At 72.0% G+C, this 13,607-nt stretch carries 12 protein-coding genes; 4 read left to right on the top strand and 8 right to left on the bottom strand.

Features of this window, described 5'->3' with window-relative positions; genetic code table 11:
* Nucleotides 1-110 precede the first annotated feature (110 nt).
* Nucleotides 111-722, bottom strand: coding sequence for an antibiotic biosynthesis monooxygenase (locus tag ACFY6U_RS06955; protein WP_390035468.1), 612 nt, complete (start codon nt 720-722; stop codon nt 111-113).
* 195 nt (nt 723-917) lie between these two features.
* Between ACFY6U_RS06955 and ACFY6U_RS06950 the strand changes: the two genes are divergently transcribed.
* Complete coding sequence (locus ACFY6U_RS06950; RefSeq protein ID WP_390035467.1) at nt 918-2,162, top strand: ThuA domain-containing protein; 1,245 nt, start codon at nt 918-920, stop codon at nt 2,160-2,162.
* A gap of 408 nt (nt 2,163-2,570) precedes the next feature.
* Nucleotides 2,571-4,178 (top strand): MFS transporter, encoded by a 1,608-nt coding sequence (locus tag ACFY6U_RS06945; protein WP_390035466.1) that lies wholly within the window; start codon nt 2,571-2,573, stop codon nt 4,176-4,178.
* Between the two features lie 61 nt (nt 4,179-4,239).
* Here the strand turns inward: ACFY6U_RS06945 and gap are convergent, their stop codons facing one another.
* The 3 genes from gap to ACFY6U_RS06930 all read right to left on the bottom strand — a co-directional run bounded on the left by gap (nt 4,240) and on the right by ACFY6U_RS06930 (nt 6,731).
* On the bottom strand, nt 4,240-5,235 hold the full coding sequence (gene gap / locus ACFY6U_RS06940; protein ID WP_390035465.1) for a type I glyceraldehyde-3-phosphate dehydrogenase: 996 nt from the start codon (nt 5,233-5,235) through the stop codon (nt 4,240-4,242).
* A gap of 110 nt (nt 5,236-5,345) precedes the next feature.
* Nucleotides 5,346-6,302, bottom strand: coding sequence for a GlxA family transcriptional regulator (locus tag ACFY6U_RS06935; RefSeq protein ID WP_390035464.1), 957 nt, complete (start codon nt 6,300-6,302; stop codon nt 5,346-5,348).
* Between the two features lie 63 nt (nt 6,303-6,365).
* Complete coding sequence (locus tag ACFY6U_RS06930) at nt 6,366-6,731, bottom strand: low affinity iron permease family protein (RefSeq protein WP_390035463.1); 366 nt, start codon at nt 6,729-6,731, stop codon at nt 6,366-6,368.
* Nucleotides 6,732-6,921: 190 nt separating this feature from the next.
* On the opposite strand from ACFY6U_RS06930, the gene ACFY6U_RS06925 reads away from it, so the two are divergent.
* Entirely contained in the window at nt 6,922-8,511 is a 1,590-nt protein-coding gene (locus tag ACFY6U_RS06925; RefSeq protein ID WP_390035462.1) for an FAD-dependent monooxygenase, read from the top strand.
* On the opposite strand, the gene ACFY6U_RS06920 is transcribed toward ACFY6U_RS06925, so the two are convergent.
* Nucleotides 8,477-9,571, bottom strand: a complete 1,095-nt coding sequence (locus ACFY6U_RS06920; protein WP_390035461.1) for a LacI family DNA-binding transcriptional regulator — start codon at nt 9,569-9,571, stop codon at nt 8,477-8,479. The two genes, ACFY6U_RS06925 and ACFY6U_RS06920, sit on opposite strands and share 35 nt — an antisense overlap.
* Before the next feature lie 256 nt (nt 9,572-9,827).
* Between ACFY6U_RS06920 and ACFY6U_RS06915 the strand changes: the two genes are divergently transcribed.
* Nucleotides 9,828-10,892: a glycoside hydrolase family 5 protein gene (locus tag ACFY6U_RS06915; RefSeq protein WP_390035460.1), complete on the top strand. Its 1,065-nt coding sequence runs from the start codon at nt 9,828-9,830 to the stop codon at nt 10,890-10,892.
* A 247-nt stretch (nt 10,893-11,139) separates the two neighbouring features.
* Here the strand turns inward: ACFY6U_RS06915 and ACFY6U_RS06910 are convergent, their stop codons facing one another.
* From ACFY6U_RS06910 to paaI, 3 genes are read right to left on the bottom strand one after another with little or no spacing between them, the layout of a single operon-like run.
* A complete protein-coding gene (locus tag ACFY6U_RS06910; RefSeq protein ID WP_390035459.1) occupies nt 11,140-11,661 on the bottom strand; it encodes a GNAT family N-acetyltransferase in 522 nt (173 codons plus the stop codon).
* 42 nt (nt 11,662-11,703) lie between these two features.
* A complete protein-coding gene (gene paaK, locus ACFY6U_RS06905) occupies nt 11,704-13,050 on the bottom strand; it encodes a phenylacetate--CoA ligase PaaK (RefSeq protein WP_390035458.1) in 1,347 nt (448 codons plus the stop codon).
* On the bottom strand, nt 13,047-13,478 hold the full coding sequence (gene paaI, locus ACFY6U_RS06900) for a hydroxyphenylacetyl-CoA thioesterase PaaI (protein WP_217555826.1): 432 nt from the start codon (nt 13,476-13,478) through the stop codon (nt 13,047-13,049). The genes paaK and paaI overlap by 4 nt, the downstream gene beginning before the upstream one ends.
* Nucleotides 13,479-13,607: the final 129 nt, after the last annotated feature.

Genomic DNA, 13,607 nt, shown 5'->3' with positions numbered 1-13,607 from the left:
TGAGCCCCGCCGGGCGTTCACATACGCATACTGCGGCCAGCCGCTCGAACCCGCCGCACGCTGTGCCGGCTGACGGGAGCCGCCTGGGAGTCCCGGCGTGGCCGATGGACTCAGTCCGCGGACGCGGAGTCGTACGGCGGTGCCGTTCCCCTGGTCCGTGCCGGGTGTGCTCCCCGCAGCAGCCAGGGGCGTGCCCGGCGGTTGACCCGCGGCTGGATCACCCAGGTGAGCAGGGCGGTCAGGACGAACGAGTTGACGGCCAGGGCGGCGGACTGCGGCAGACCGGGAGAGAGCAGCTTCAGCAGCGTGGCGATGGTCAGCAGGCAGGGACAGGCGGCCGCCCACGTGGTCATGAAGCGCTTCCACCTGGGCGGGACGTCCCGCCGTTGGAGGGTGAACCAGGGCGCCAGGTCGGCGCTGCGGCTGCTTCGCGGATCCGAGATCCGGTTGCCGCGCCGGAGCAGCTCGTTGCGCGTGTCCGACCGCTCCCAGGCGTCGAGGTGCTCGGCGGAGTCGAAGCGGTGGACGAGGTGGTGCAGCCCCTGGCCGTCATGGAGCCGTACGGCGCCGAGGTGACCGGCGAAACCGGCGGCGGCCCGGTCGACGTCGTCGGCCCACTGTGCGAACTCCTCCTCCTTGCCCGCGGCGACCACCCGGGTCACCACGACGGTCACCGCCCGGTCGGTGCCTGTCGGGCCGGGGCGCATCGGGCCGGGGCGCATGGCGGCCTCCTTCCACCGTCGAGACTGTGACGCCGTCCGGCCGAGTACCCCAGGGCCCGGCCCGGCCCGGCCCGGACACGGCGGCCACCCGCTGCCCGCACTTGGTCTGCACCATTGACATGTACGCGCGCCGGGGCCTTCAATGCGGCTCACCCGCATATGTATCCGACGGTCACGTATGAGGAAGGCCCCCGCATGGTCACCCCCCACCCGCACCTCGTCCGGCCCCGCACCCTGTTGAGACTGCTCGCCCTGGTCGCCGTCGTGCTCGGCATCCAGGCCGGCCCCGCCCACCACGCCGACGCCGCCACCACCGTCAACGTGATCGCCTTCTACGACGGCACGTACGACGCGGCACACATCAGCTTCGACCACGAGGCCAACAGCTGGTTCCCGCAGGCCGGCGCGGAGAACGGCTTCACCTACACCGCGACCACGGACTGGAGCCGGCTCAACGCCTCCACCCTGGCCGGCTACCAGGTCGTCATGTTCCTCGACGACTATCCCCACACCGCGTCCCAGCAGGCCGCCTTCCAGACCTACATGGCGAACGGCGGCGGGTTCATCGGCTTCCACGTCTCGGCGTACAACGACGACACCGGCGACTGGCCGTGGTACCACAACACCTTCCTCGGCACCGGCACCTTCAGGAGCAACTCCTGGGGACCGACCCAGGAGACCCTGCAGATCGACGACCCCTCGCACCCGGCGACGGCGAACCTCCCGTCCACCATCACGTCCTCGGTGAGCGAGTGGTACAGCTGGCAGAACGACCTGCGGCAGAACCCGGCCATCGACATCCTCGCCTCGATGGCCCCGTCCACGTTCCCGGTCGGCACCGACCCCGACCAGACCTGGTACAGCGGCTACTACCCGATCGTCTGGTCCAACCGCAACTACAAGATGGTCTACAACAACTTCGGCCACAACGCGATGGACTACTCGACCGACACCACCCTGTCGTCGACGTTCGCGAGCGACCGGCAGAACCAGCTCCTGCTCCAGGAGATCAAGTGGGCGGCAGGCCAGTCCGGTCCGGTCACCCCGCCGACGAGCACCACCGGCCCGATCCACGGGTACGGCGGCAAGTGCGTGGACGTCGCGGGCGCGGCCGCCGCCAACGGCACCGCCGTACAGCTCTACGACTGCAACGGCACCGGCGCCCAGAACTGGACGGTCGGCAGCGCCGGTACCCTCGGCGCCCTCGGCAAGTGCATGGACGTGACCGGTGCCGGTACCGCGGACGGCACCAAGGTGCAGCTTTACGACTGCAACGGCACGGGCTCGCAGGTCTGGCGGGCGGGTTCCAACGGCTCCCTGGTCAACCCGCAGTCGGGCAAGTGCCTCGACGCCACCGGCCCGAGCTCGGCCAACGGCACCCGGCTCCAGATCTGGTCCTGCTCGGGAGCCGCCAATCAGAACTGGACGCTTCCGTCCTGACCCACCCGTCACCCCGATGGGACGCGGGCATGCCGGCATCCGGCGTGCCCGCGTCCCACGTGTTCCTCGGGAACGGCACTCCGTGGCAGCCGGAGGGCGGGAACCGGGGGCAGGCGTCAGCGCCGTTCACCTTAGGTTGCAGGTCCAAGGGCATCTCCGCAGGCGGCACGTCGGTATACCGTCCGAAGCGCTTGCCCCGACAGAAGTGGCTCACGTCAACGGAGATTCCGGCCGAACCCGCCGCGCAGGCGCCGCGCGGACGGCAGCCGGGACCGACCTGACGCGGCTCCCGCTGTCGGCCCGGCGGCAGAGCCGCGGTGCACCCGTCGATCGGGAGTCGACAGGTCACCCAGCGCCGCCCCCCGTACGTCGCCCTGTCACTCCACTGCTCCGAGGTGCCCCGTGGCCATGCCTTCTCCTGCCTCGTCCCCGTCGTCCGCGCCGCCCGACACCGGCACCCGGCACATCACGGCCACCATCGTGCTGGCCTGCCTCGGGGTGTTCGTCTCCTACCTGCCCGTCGTCGGTGTCTCCGTCGCCCTCCCGGTCATGCAACAGGCCCTCGACGCCTCCACCGAGGGCCTGCAGTGGATCACCGACGCCTTCATCCTGCCGACCGCGGCGCTCCTGCTGACCTGCGGCATGGTGGGTGACCTGTACGGCCGTAAGAAGACCTACCTCGCCGGGCTGGCGCTGTTCTGCCTCGGCTGCCTGGTCTGCCTGACCGCCGGCAGCGTCGTACAGGTCTGCGTGGGCCAGGCCCTCACCGGCGTCGGCACCGCCGCTCTGCTGCCGTCCACGCTCGCCCTGATCGGCCACGTCATCCCGGACCCCCGCAAACGCGCTCGCGCGATAGCCCTGTGGACGGCCGCCCTCGGCCTCGGACTGACCCTCGGCCCGGTGGTCAACGGCGTCATCGTGGCGCACACGAGCTGGCGGTGGATCTTCCTGCCCTCGCTCGTCCTCGCCGTGGTCACGGCCGTGATCGGCGCCGTCGTCCTCACCGACTCCCGCGCCGAGCGCGAGCGCCACCTGGACATCCCGGGCCAGCTGCTGGCCGTCGTCGCCGTCACCGGCCTCGTCTACGGCGTCATCGAGGGCGGCAGCGCCGGCTGGTCCTCGGCCCAGGTCGTGATCGCGTTCGTGGCCGCGGCCCTCGGCGCGGCCGGCTTCGTCCTCGTGGAACTCCGCTCGTCCTGCCCGATGCTCGACATGCGCCTGTTCAAGTCGGCGGCGTTCTCCGGAGCCGCACTCGTCATGGCCGTCACCCTGTTCGCCCAGGTCGGCCTGGTCTTCGCGCTGAGCGAGTACTTCGGACTCGTCCACCACGCCTCGACGCTGGACATCGGCATCCGCCTCATCGCCATCAACGGCTTCACGGTGGTGCTCGGCCCGCTGGTCGGGCGGCTGATGAACCGGGCCACGCCCGGCCTGCTCCTGGTCACCGGCCTGGTCATCGGCGGAATCGGCGCGCTGCTCATGAACGCCTTCCAGGCCGACACCGGCACCGGCGAGGCCGCCCTGATCATCGGAGTCCTCGGCATCGGCATCGCGCTCGCCATGGCGCCGATCACCACCATCGCCATGGACGCCCTGCCGCACCGGCTCGGGGGCACCGCCGCCGCGGCCAACAGCGCGCTCCGCCAGATCGGCAGCGCCCTCGGCCCTGCCGTCTTCGGCGTCATCCTCACCCACCGCACCCTGGCCACCCTGCCCGGACACCTCGCCTCGTCCGGGCTGAGCCCCGCCGACCAGGGCCAGGTGAGCGGGCTGGTGTCCAACGTCGGCATCCAGGCGGGCGCCTTCCTGCACCTGAAGACCCCGGCGAGCACCGGACAGGCGCAGGCCGCCTACGGTGCGAGCTTCACCGACGCCCTGCACACCTGCGCCCTCGTCGGCGGCATCGGGATGCTGGTGGCCGCGGTGATCGCCGTGGCACTCATCGGGATCCGCCCGGCGCGCGCCCCGCAGGCGGCGCCGGAGGCGGCGGTGCACCCGGCCGGCGCCGCCGGCTGAGACACAGCGCGAAGTGGTCGGCCACCGCACGGTGGCCGACCATTCCGTCCGTCAACAGGCGTCAGCGCGCGAGCAGTTCGAGCGTGTCGATCACACGGTTCGAGAAGCCCCACTCGTTGTCGTACCAGGCGACCACCTTGACGTGGCGGCCGTCGACGCGGGTCAGGGCCGAGTCGAAGATCGACGAGGCGGGGTTGCCCGTGATGTCCGACGACACCAGCGCGTCCTCCGAGTACTCGAGGACGCCCGCGAGCGGCCCCTCGGCCGCCGCGCGGTACGCGGCCAGCACCTCGTCGCGTGTCACGTCACGCGACACGGTCGTGTTGAGCTCGACGATCGAGCCCACCGGCACCGGCACCCGGATCGAGTCGCCCGACAGCTTTCCGTCGAGGTTCGGCAGCACCAGACCGATCGCCTTGGCGGCGCCCGTCGTGGTCGGCACGATGTTGACACCGGCGGCACGGGCGCGCCGGGGATCGCGGTGCGGGCCGTCCTGCAGGTTCTGCTCCTGCGTGTAGGCGTGCACCGTGGTCATGAACCCGTGCTCGATACCGGCGAGTTCGTCGAGGACGGCGGCCAGTGGAGCGAGCGCGTTGGTCGTGCACGAGGCGTTGGAGACGATCGTGTGCAGCTCCGCGTCGTACGCGTCGGTGTTCACGCCGTACGCCAGCGTGACGTCGGCACCGTCCGACGGCGCGCTGACCAGCACCTTGCGGGCGCCCGCGTCGAGGTGGGCGCGGGCCGCCTTCGCCGAGGTGAAGCGGCCGGTCGACTCCAGCACGATGTCCACGCCGAGGTCGGCCCACGGCAGCTGCGCCGGCTCGCGCTCCGCGAGGACCTTGATGCGCCGGCCGTCGACGACGAGGACGTCTCCGTCGACGCTCACCGGGCGCCCGAGGCGGCCTGCCGTGGAGTCGAAGGCGAGCAGCCGCGCGAGGGCGGTCGGCTCCGTGAGGTCGTTGACGGCGACGACTTCCAGGCTGCTGTCCCGCTCCAGCAGGGCGCGCAGCACATTGCGTCCGATGCGGCCGAATCCGTTGACGGCGATACGAGTCATAAGTGGTGTCCCTTCGCTACGCCACCAGGTTCGCGGGCCGCCCGCAGCCCGGACAGCGGCGAGAACGCCACGGTTCGAAAGGATCCCGCCAGGGTGTCACCCGGGCAGCCCTACTCGCCCTTCGTGAAGGTGCGGCGGTAGTCGCTCGGCGTCGTGCCGAGGATCCGCTGGAAGTGCAGCCGCAGGTTCGCCCCGGTGCCCAGGCCGACGTCGGCCGCGATCTGCTCGACGCTCCGCTCCGACCGTTCGAGGAGTTCACGGGCCAGGTCGATCCGGGCGCGCATCACCCACTGCATCGGCGTGTACCCGGTGTCCTCCGCGAACCGCCGCGAGAACGTCCGCGCCGACACCCCCGCGTGCCGGGCCAGCACGTCGAGGGTGAGCGGTTCGCCGAGCCGGTGCAGCGCCCACTCGCGGGTCGCCGCGAACCGCTCACCGAGCGGCTCGGGCACGCTGCGCGGCACGTACTGCGCCTGGCCGCCGCTGCGGTAGGGGGCCGCCACCAGCCGCCGGGCCGCGTGGTTGGAGGCGGCCACGCCGAGGTCGCCGCGGAGGATGTGCAGGCACAGGTCGATCCCGGAGGCCGCGCCGGCCGACGTCAGCACGCTGCCCTCGTCGACGAACAGCACGTTCTCGTCCACCTTGACCAGCGGGTGCTTCTCGGCGAGGGCGCGCGTGTAGTGCCAGTGCGTGGTGGCGCGCCTGCCGTCGAGCAGCCCGGTCGCGGCGAGCGCGAAGGCCCCCGTCGAGATGGCGGCCAGCCGCGTGCCCCGCCGGTGCGCGCCGAGCAGCGCGTCGACGACGGCCTGCGGCGGGTCCTCCCGGTCCGGGAACCGGTACCCGGGCACGAACACGATCTCCGCCCACTCCAGCGCGTCGAGACCGTCGGCGACGTGGTACGACAGCCCGTCGCCGCCGGTGACCAGACCGGGCGCCGCGCCGCACACCCGTACCTCGTACGGCATGCTCGCCCGGGTCGTGAACACCTGTGCCGGGATACCGACGTCGAGGGGTTTCGCCCCCTCCAGCACAAGGACGGCGACGCGATGCAGAGGGACGGGATCCACATCGAACAGGGTACGAGGCCCCGGCCCGCCCCCGATGCCGCCCGCCCACCGGCCGCGGGCGGGTCAGAGCTCCTCCTCCATCCGGATCGTCTTGCGCAGCTCCTCGGCCGCTTCCTCCGGGTGGTCGCCCTCCCGCTGGTCGAGCAGCGCGGCGGCGATGCTGTCGAGCTTGCGCTGGATGGCGTGTTCCGCGCGGCGCTCGGAGTTCTTCAGCAGGGCGAGCAGCAGCAGGTTCACGGAGGTCATGACGTCCCCGACGAGCAGCTGCCAGCTGATCGCGAGACCCGAGAGGTGCACGGCGACGAAGACGGCGACCAGGAGCAGGCAGAAGCACAGGAACGCCAGGGAGCTGGTCAGGTTCGAGGCCGCCTCGGCCAGCCGCTCGAACCAGCCCCGTCCGTTCCGGGAGCGCTCGGCAGGATGCGTCATGGACACAGGAGGACTCCCACCACGCCCGCGCGGTGCCCTTCACCACGGTCCCGGGCCGGGTACCCGCCACCGCCCCCTTCATCCGCAGCCGTGCCGCCGAGGCCCCACCCCCTGCGCGGGCGGGAACCCGTTCGGGTGCATGCCCGCGGTCGGTGACGGCGGGCGGCCGCCGACGCCCGATGATGGAGCCATGCCTGGAGCGGACGCAGAGGTGCCGGTGCTGATCGTCGGCGGAGGGCCGGTCGGGCTCACCGCACGGGCGCTGCTGGACCGCTGGGGTGTGCCGTCCCTGCTGGTCGACAAGCACCGCGAGCTGTCCCCGTTCCCCCGGTCCCGCCTGGTCAACGTGCGGTCCATGGAGATCTTCCGGCGGCTCGGGGTCGCCGACAGGATCACGGCGGACGCGTTCGCACCCACGTACGGGCGGGTGCGCTTCCGGGACACCCTGTGCGACCCCGACTTCGCCAGTGCCGCGATGGTCGGGGTGCGCGCCGCGGTCCCCGAGAGCCCGGTCGTCGGCGTGGTCACCTCGCAGGACCGGCTGGAGCCCGTCCTGCTCGCCGCCGCCGGGGGAGAGGTGAGGTTCGGCACCGAGCTGGTCGACCTGGAGGAGGACACGGAGGGTGTCGTCGCCGTGCTCCTCGACGGCGAGCGCGGTGCGGAGACCCGCGTCCGGGCCCGGTACCTGGTAGCCGCCGACGGCGCGAACTCCACCGTCCGCGAGCGCCTGGGCATCGCCACCACCGGTCCCGGAGCGCTCGGCGACTACGCCACCGTCGTCTTCGACGCCGACCTGGCCCGCTGGTGCGCAGACCAGCCCGCCGGGGTCTACTTCACCGCGTTCGGCACCTTCACCCCGCTCTACCCGGACGGCGGCTGGGCCTGGTTCGGTGCCACCCCCGACGGCACCGGGCCGGCCGACTGGTCCGCCCGCGTCTCGCACGCGCTCCGTCCCGCCGCTGGTGTACGGGCCGACGTGGTGCGGGTCCAGCACTGGTCGATGACCGCGTACGTCGCCGAGGGCTTCCGGCGCGGCCGGGTCCTGCTGGCCGGCGACGCCGCGCACGCGGTCCCGCCGATCGGCGGCCTGGGCATGAACGCCGGCGTCGCGGACGCGCACAACCTGTCCTGGAAACTGGCCGGCGTGCTGCAAGGCTGGGCCGAACCCGCCCTGCTGGACACGTACGAGGCCGAGCGCCGGCCGGTGGCCCGCGAGACCCTCCGCCAGGCGGTCGCCAACACCCACCTCCTGCTCCAGGTGCAGGACCTGCGCAAGGAGCAGTTGCGCAGCGGCTCCTCGGCGCCGGTCGAACTTCCCTGGTCGGAACGGTACTTCGCACAGCTCGGCCTGGTGCTCGGCACCGCGTACGACTCCGCGGCCGTCCTCGGCGACGGCGACGGCGGTGGCCATCGCGACGGTCGGTCGGAGGCCCCCGGCACCGAGTACGTGCCCACCGCACAGCCGGGCCACCGCATGCCCCACCACTGGCTCACCCCGGACCGCTCCACGCTCGACGCGCTGGGCGAGTGGTTCACGGTGCTCACCCCGGACCCCGGCCGCTGGCGGCGGCACGGCACCGCCCGCCGGCCGTTGCGCGTCGAGCCGCTGTCCGGCGATCACGCCGACCGGTACGGCCTGAGCCCGCACGGCGGTGCGCTGCTCGTCCGCCCCGACGGCCACATCGCCGCCCGCTGGGACGAACCCCCGCCGGCAGGCTCGGCCCTGCGCGACGCCCTGACCGCCGTCACGTCGTGCGCGGCGGGGCGGTGCTCTCCCTGACCACCAGGCGGGCCGGGACGAGATCGGTGCCGGGGCGGGAGTCGTCGCCGGTGCGGAGCCGGCGCAGCACGCCCTCCACACAGCGGCGGCCGACCTCGGCGAAGTCCTGGTGGACGGTGGTGAGGGGCGGGATGAAGAAGGCCGCGTCCGGGGTGTCGTCGAATCCGACCACACTGATCTCCGCGGGCACGGACCGGCCCCGTTCGTGGAAGGCGCGCAGCAGGCCCAGGGCCATCTGGTCGTTGGCCGCGAACACGGCGGTGCAGTCCGGCTCCTCGGCGAGCGCGAGCCCCGCCGCGTAACCGGACTCGGCCGACCAGTCGCCGCGCAGGGGCGCCGGAACCGGGCACCCCGCCTGCGCCAGCACCGCCCGCCAGGCCTGGGCACGGCGCTCGGCCGCGTACGAGGACTCGGGACCCGCCACGTGCCACACCGTCCGGTGGCCCAGGCCCAGCAGGTGCCGTACGGCCCCCCGCGCGCCGTCGGCCTGGTCCGTGTCGACCACGCTGTAGCGGTCCCCGGCGTCCGAGTCCACGACCACCACATGGACCCCGGGCGGCAGTTGCACGGTGGCGGTGTCCAGCAGATGGATCTCCATGATGACGATGACGGCGTCCACCGCCAGCTCGCCCATCCGCGTGAAGGCGCCCAGCACGTTGTCCTGCGTGGCCACGTCGATGGGGATGAGGGTGATCGCGTAGCCCTCGGCCGCGGCTTGCGTGGCGATCGCCTCGACGGTACGGCTGCTGCCCGTGGAGGAGAGGCTGAACAGGATCACGCCGATGGTGTTGAACCGGCCGTAACGCAGGGCACGGGCGGCGCTGTTGGGCCGGTAGCCGAGCTCCCGCATCGCGGCCAGCACCTGTTCGCGGGTGGAACTGACCACCCCGGGGTGTCCGTTGGAGACCCGTGAGACCGTCTGCGAGGAGACACCGGCGAGTTCGGCGACGTCCGCCATGGAGACACGCTGCTTGCGGCGCCCGCCGGGCACCCCGGAACCGCTCCGCCGCGCACCGCCCGCGGCCGGCGCGACCGGCTGCTCCGGCTCGTTCAGGACCATCGCCCCACCCCTCAAATCTCCTTCATGCGCGGGAAGTCGGGACCGGGAATCTTGACGGCCCGAGGAGCGGGTGCCACGATTCCGACGCTTTCGAGTTTACGTAAACATCGCCCCGTGACCAGCCCCGGCGGAGATCCCGCGGGCACGGCCGCGGAGGAGATGTTCACGTGAACATGCCGCGTCGATGTTTACGTAAACACGCGGTCGGGCCCGCGGGCCCCTGCGTCGAGCCGCCGTCTTCCGAAAGGGCACGTTGATGCGCAAGACCCCCGCCAGAACCCGGATCGCCCCCCGCACCCGCGCCGCCCTCGCGGCGGTCGCGATCGCCGCGGTCGGCGCCACGACCCTCACCGGCAGCCCCGCCGCCGCCTCCGCCGCCGCACCGGGCCACGGCACCAGCCAGTTCAAGGGCGTCAACTGGGCCGACCCGCGCGACAACTACGCCGACGACCCCGTGGTCCTCTCCGGCCTGTCGCTGTCCGACAGCTACGCCCAGACCTATGCCAAGGCCACCAGGGTCATCGCGGCCTTCCGCGCCAACCTCGGCGCCAACACCGTACGGCTGCCCATCAACCCGTACACGGTCAACGGCTCGTACTGGAAGTCGTACCGAGGGGTCATCGACGCGGCCTCGGCGCAGGGCTTCAAGGTGATCGTCTCCTACTGGGAGGGCACCGGCGCCAACAAGGACGGCTTCATCGACGACGAGGCCACCTACTGGCCCATGTGGAACACCGTCGTGAAGGCCTACCGGCACGACCCGCACGTCTACTTCGAGCCGATGAACGAGCCGCACGGCTACACCGACGCCGAATGGGCCGACATCGCCGCCAAGTGGCTGGCGACCTACCCGTCGGTCCCGCACGACCGCGTCTTCGTCAGCGGCGCCGGCTACAACGACCACGTCACCACCGTCTGCGCCGACCCGCGCCTGAAGGGCACCTACCTCTCCCTCCACCACTACGGCTTCTGGAAGAGCTACGCCACCTACGACCAGTGGGTGGCCGACCTGAAGGAGCGGCTCGGCGACTGCGCCGACCGCACGGTCGCCGACGAGTTCGGCGCCCCGATGACGACGGGCCTCGACTACGACAAGCCCGCTCCCGACGACAACTCCGTCAACTTCATCCAGGCCGACACGGACACCTTCCGCGAGCTCGGCATGGGCTCGGTGTACTGGCCCGGTCTGCGCACCGACGACACGTACTCGATCCAGAAGCTGATCGGCGACGCGTCCCGCCCCTGGCTGGCCACCACCAACCAGTCCGGCGCCGACCGCCTCGCCTGGGCCTGGGGCCGCGGCAGGCCCGTCGCCGGCTGACCCACCGGACGACGGCCGCGGCACCCACGGGCACCGCGGCCGCCGTCCGCTTCGAGTTGCTGCGGTAGGCAGGTCGGGGTCTGCCGAAGCGAGGGGAGCAAGGTCGTGACCGAGTTCCAGGACCGGGGCGAGGACGGCGAACTGCGCATGCGCCATTGCGACGTTCAGACCGTCGACGGCGAATGCCAGGCCTGGAGCGACCCGTTGCCCGGGTAGGGGTCCCGGTGGCGGGAGGGAGCCGTCCGGCTCACGACGACGGCGGTGCGCCTGCGGGTCGGTCGGTGGTGGCGTCGACGGTGCGCAGGTAGGTCAGGGCGGGGCGGCCGGAGAGCACGGTCTCGCCGGTGACGGTGAATCCGGTCCTGGCCAGCACGGCCCGGGACGCCGTGTTGCGCACGGCGGCGGCGGCCCGCAGGGTGGTCAGCCCGTAGGTGCCGGCGGCGCGTCGGCACACCTCCCGTACGCCCCAGGTGGCGAGTCCCCGCCCGGTGACCCGCTCCGCGATCCGGTACCCCAGGTCGGCGCCGCCGTCCGCGACGTCCACCAGATTGACCCGCCCCAGCACCTCGCCCGCCGCGTCGACCAGCACATGGAAGTAGCAGGTCCCGGCCTCCTGCTCGGCCAGCAGCGCCTGGTGCCGCTCGCCGAACCGGGCGAAGTACTCGTCGCCGCGGTCAGGGATGGACGCCGCGAAATAGGCGCGGTTCTCCAGTTCGAAGGCGAGCAGTGCCGGGGCGTGGTCCGCGCGGAGCGACTGGAGTTCGGGCATGGGGAGGACGGTAGGCACTCCGGCCGTTCGCCCGCCAGCGCATTATTCCTTGCGCAGGTCCTTCACCCGGCGGAGTTTGCCGAGCGAGCGCTCCAGCGTCTCCGGTTCGACGACCGCGACCTCCACGGTGACCCCGACACCGTCCTTGACGCCCTGGGCGATGATCCGCGCCGCGGCCTCGCGGTCGGCGGGGCCGGCGTCGGGCCGTGCCTCCACCCGGACCGTCATGTGGTCCATGCGTCCGCGCCGGCTGATCTGGATCTGGAAGTGCGGGGCCACCCCCGGCGTCCGCAGCACGATCTCCTCCACCTGGCTGGGGAAGACGTTGACCCCCCGAAGGATGATCATGTCGTCTGACCGGCCGGTGATCTTCTCGATCCGGCGGAACCCGGGACGCGCCGTGCCGGGCAGCAGCCGGGTCAGGTCCCGGGTGCGGTAACGGATGATGGGCAGCGCCTCCTTCGTGAGCGAGGTGAAGACCAGTTCGCCGCTCTCGCCCTCCGCCAGCACTTCGTCGGTCAGCGGATCCACGACCTCCGGGTAGAAGTGGTCCTCCCAGACGTGCAGCCCGTCCTTGGTCTCCACGCACTCCTGCGCGACCCCGGGGCCGATGACCTCGGACAGCCCGTAGATGTCGACCGCGTGGATGTCCATGCGCTCCTCGATCTCGCGGCGCATCTCCTCAGTCCACGGCTCCGCGCCGAAGATGCCGATCTCCAGCGAGGTGGAGCGCGGGTCGACGCCCTGGCGCTCGAACTCGTCGAGCAGGGTCAGCATGTAGGACGGCGTGACCATGATGATCTCGGGCCGGAAGTCCTGGATGATCTGCACCTGGCGGGCGGTCATGCCGCCGGAGGCCGGGATCACCGTGCAGCCGGCGCGTTCGGCGCCGTAGTGGGCGCCCAGGCCGCCGGTGAACAGGCCGTAGCCGTAGGAGACATGGACCTTGTGCCCCGGACGCCCACCGGCGGCCCGGATGGAACGGGCGACGACGTCCGCCCACATGGACAGGTCGTTGTCGGTGTAGCCGACCACGGTGGGACGGCCGGTGGTGCCGCTGGAGGCGTGCACGCGGCGCACCTCGGACATCGGCACGGCGAACATGCCGAAGGGGTAGGTGTCCCGCAGGTCCGCCTTGGTCGTGAAGGGGAAGCGGGCGAGGTCCGCGAGGGTGTGGCAGTCGTCCGGGCGCACGCCGGCCGCGTCGAACTTCTTGCGGTACAGCTCCACGTTGTCGTACGCGTGCCGCAGTGTCGTGCGCAGCCGGGTGATCTGGAGGGCCTCGACCTCCTCGCGGGACATCCGCTCGGCCTCGTCCAGCAGGGCCTCGGGGAGCGGCTCTCCCCGGCGGGTGCCCCCGGGCCCGGGCGCGATCACTTCGCTGCTCATTGCGGCTCCTCGTTCTGTGTGCGGAGGGTGCGACTGCGGCCGCGGAACTCCGCGATCACCTCGTCGCCGCGCACGACACTCACGTCGTAGACACCGCTGCGGCCGAACCGGACCCGCTCCCGCGCGGTGGCGACGAGCACATCGCCCTCGTAGGCGGGCGCGACGAAGTCGATGTCGGCGCCGGCGGCGACCGTCACCGGCCCGTGGCTGTTGCAGGCACAGGCGAACGCCGTGTCCGCGAGCAGGAACACATGCCCGCCGTGGGCGATCCGGTGCCCGTTGACCTGCGAGGCCGTGACGGTCATCCGCAGCACGGCCGTCCCTTCGCCGTGCTCCAGCAACTCGATCCCCAGCCGCCGGGACGCCTCGTCCGCGGCGAACATCGTCTCGACGGGGCCAGGCGTCGTGCCGGGTACCTGGGTCGTCATCTCCACCACCTTGTGAACCGACCGAACATTCGGTTAGCGTGCGGCGTGGTCAAGTAATCCAGCAACACACCTGCATGTCAAGAGAGGGACCGCGGGCCACACACGTGCCCGCGCCACCCCGTCCGTCGC

The sequence above is a fragment of the Streptomyces sp. NPDC013157 genome (genome assembly GCF_042899865.1).
In the GTDB taxonomy this organism is placed as follows: Bacteria; Actinomycetota; Actinomycetes; order Streptomycetales; family Streptomycetaceae; genus Streptomyces.
The sequence above is the reverse complement of the archived record's forward strand: the minus strand, read 5'-3'. Positions and strand labels throughout refer to the sequence as shown.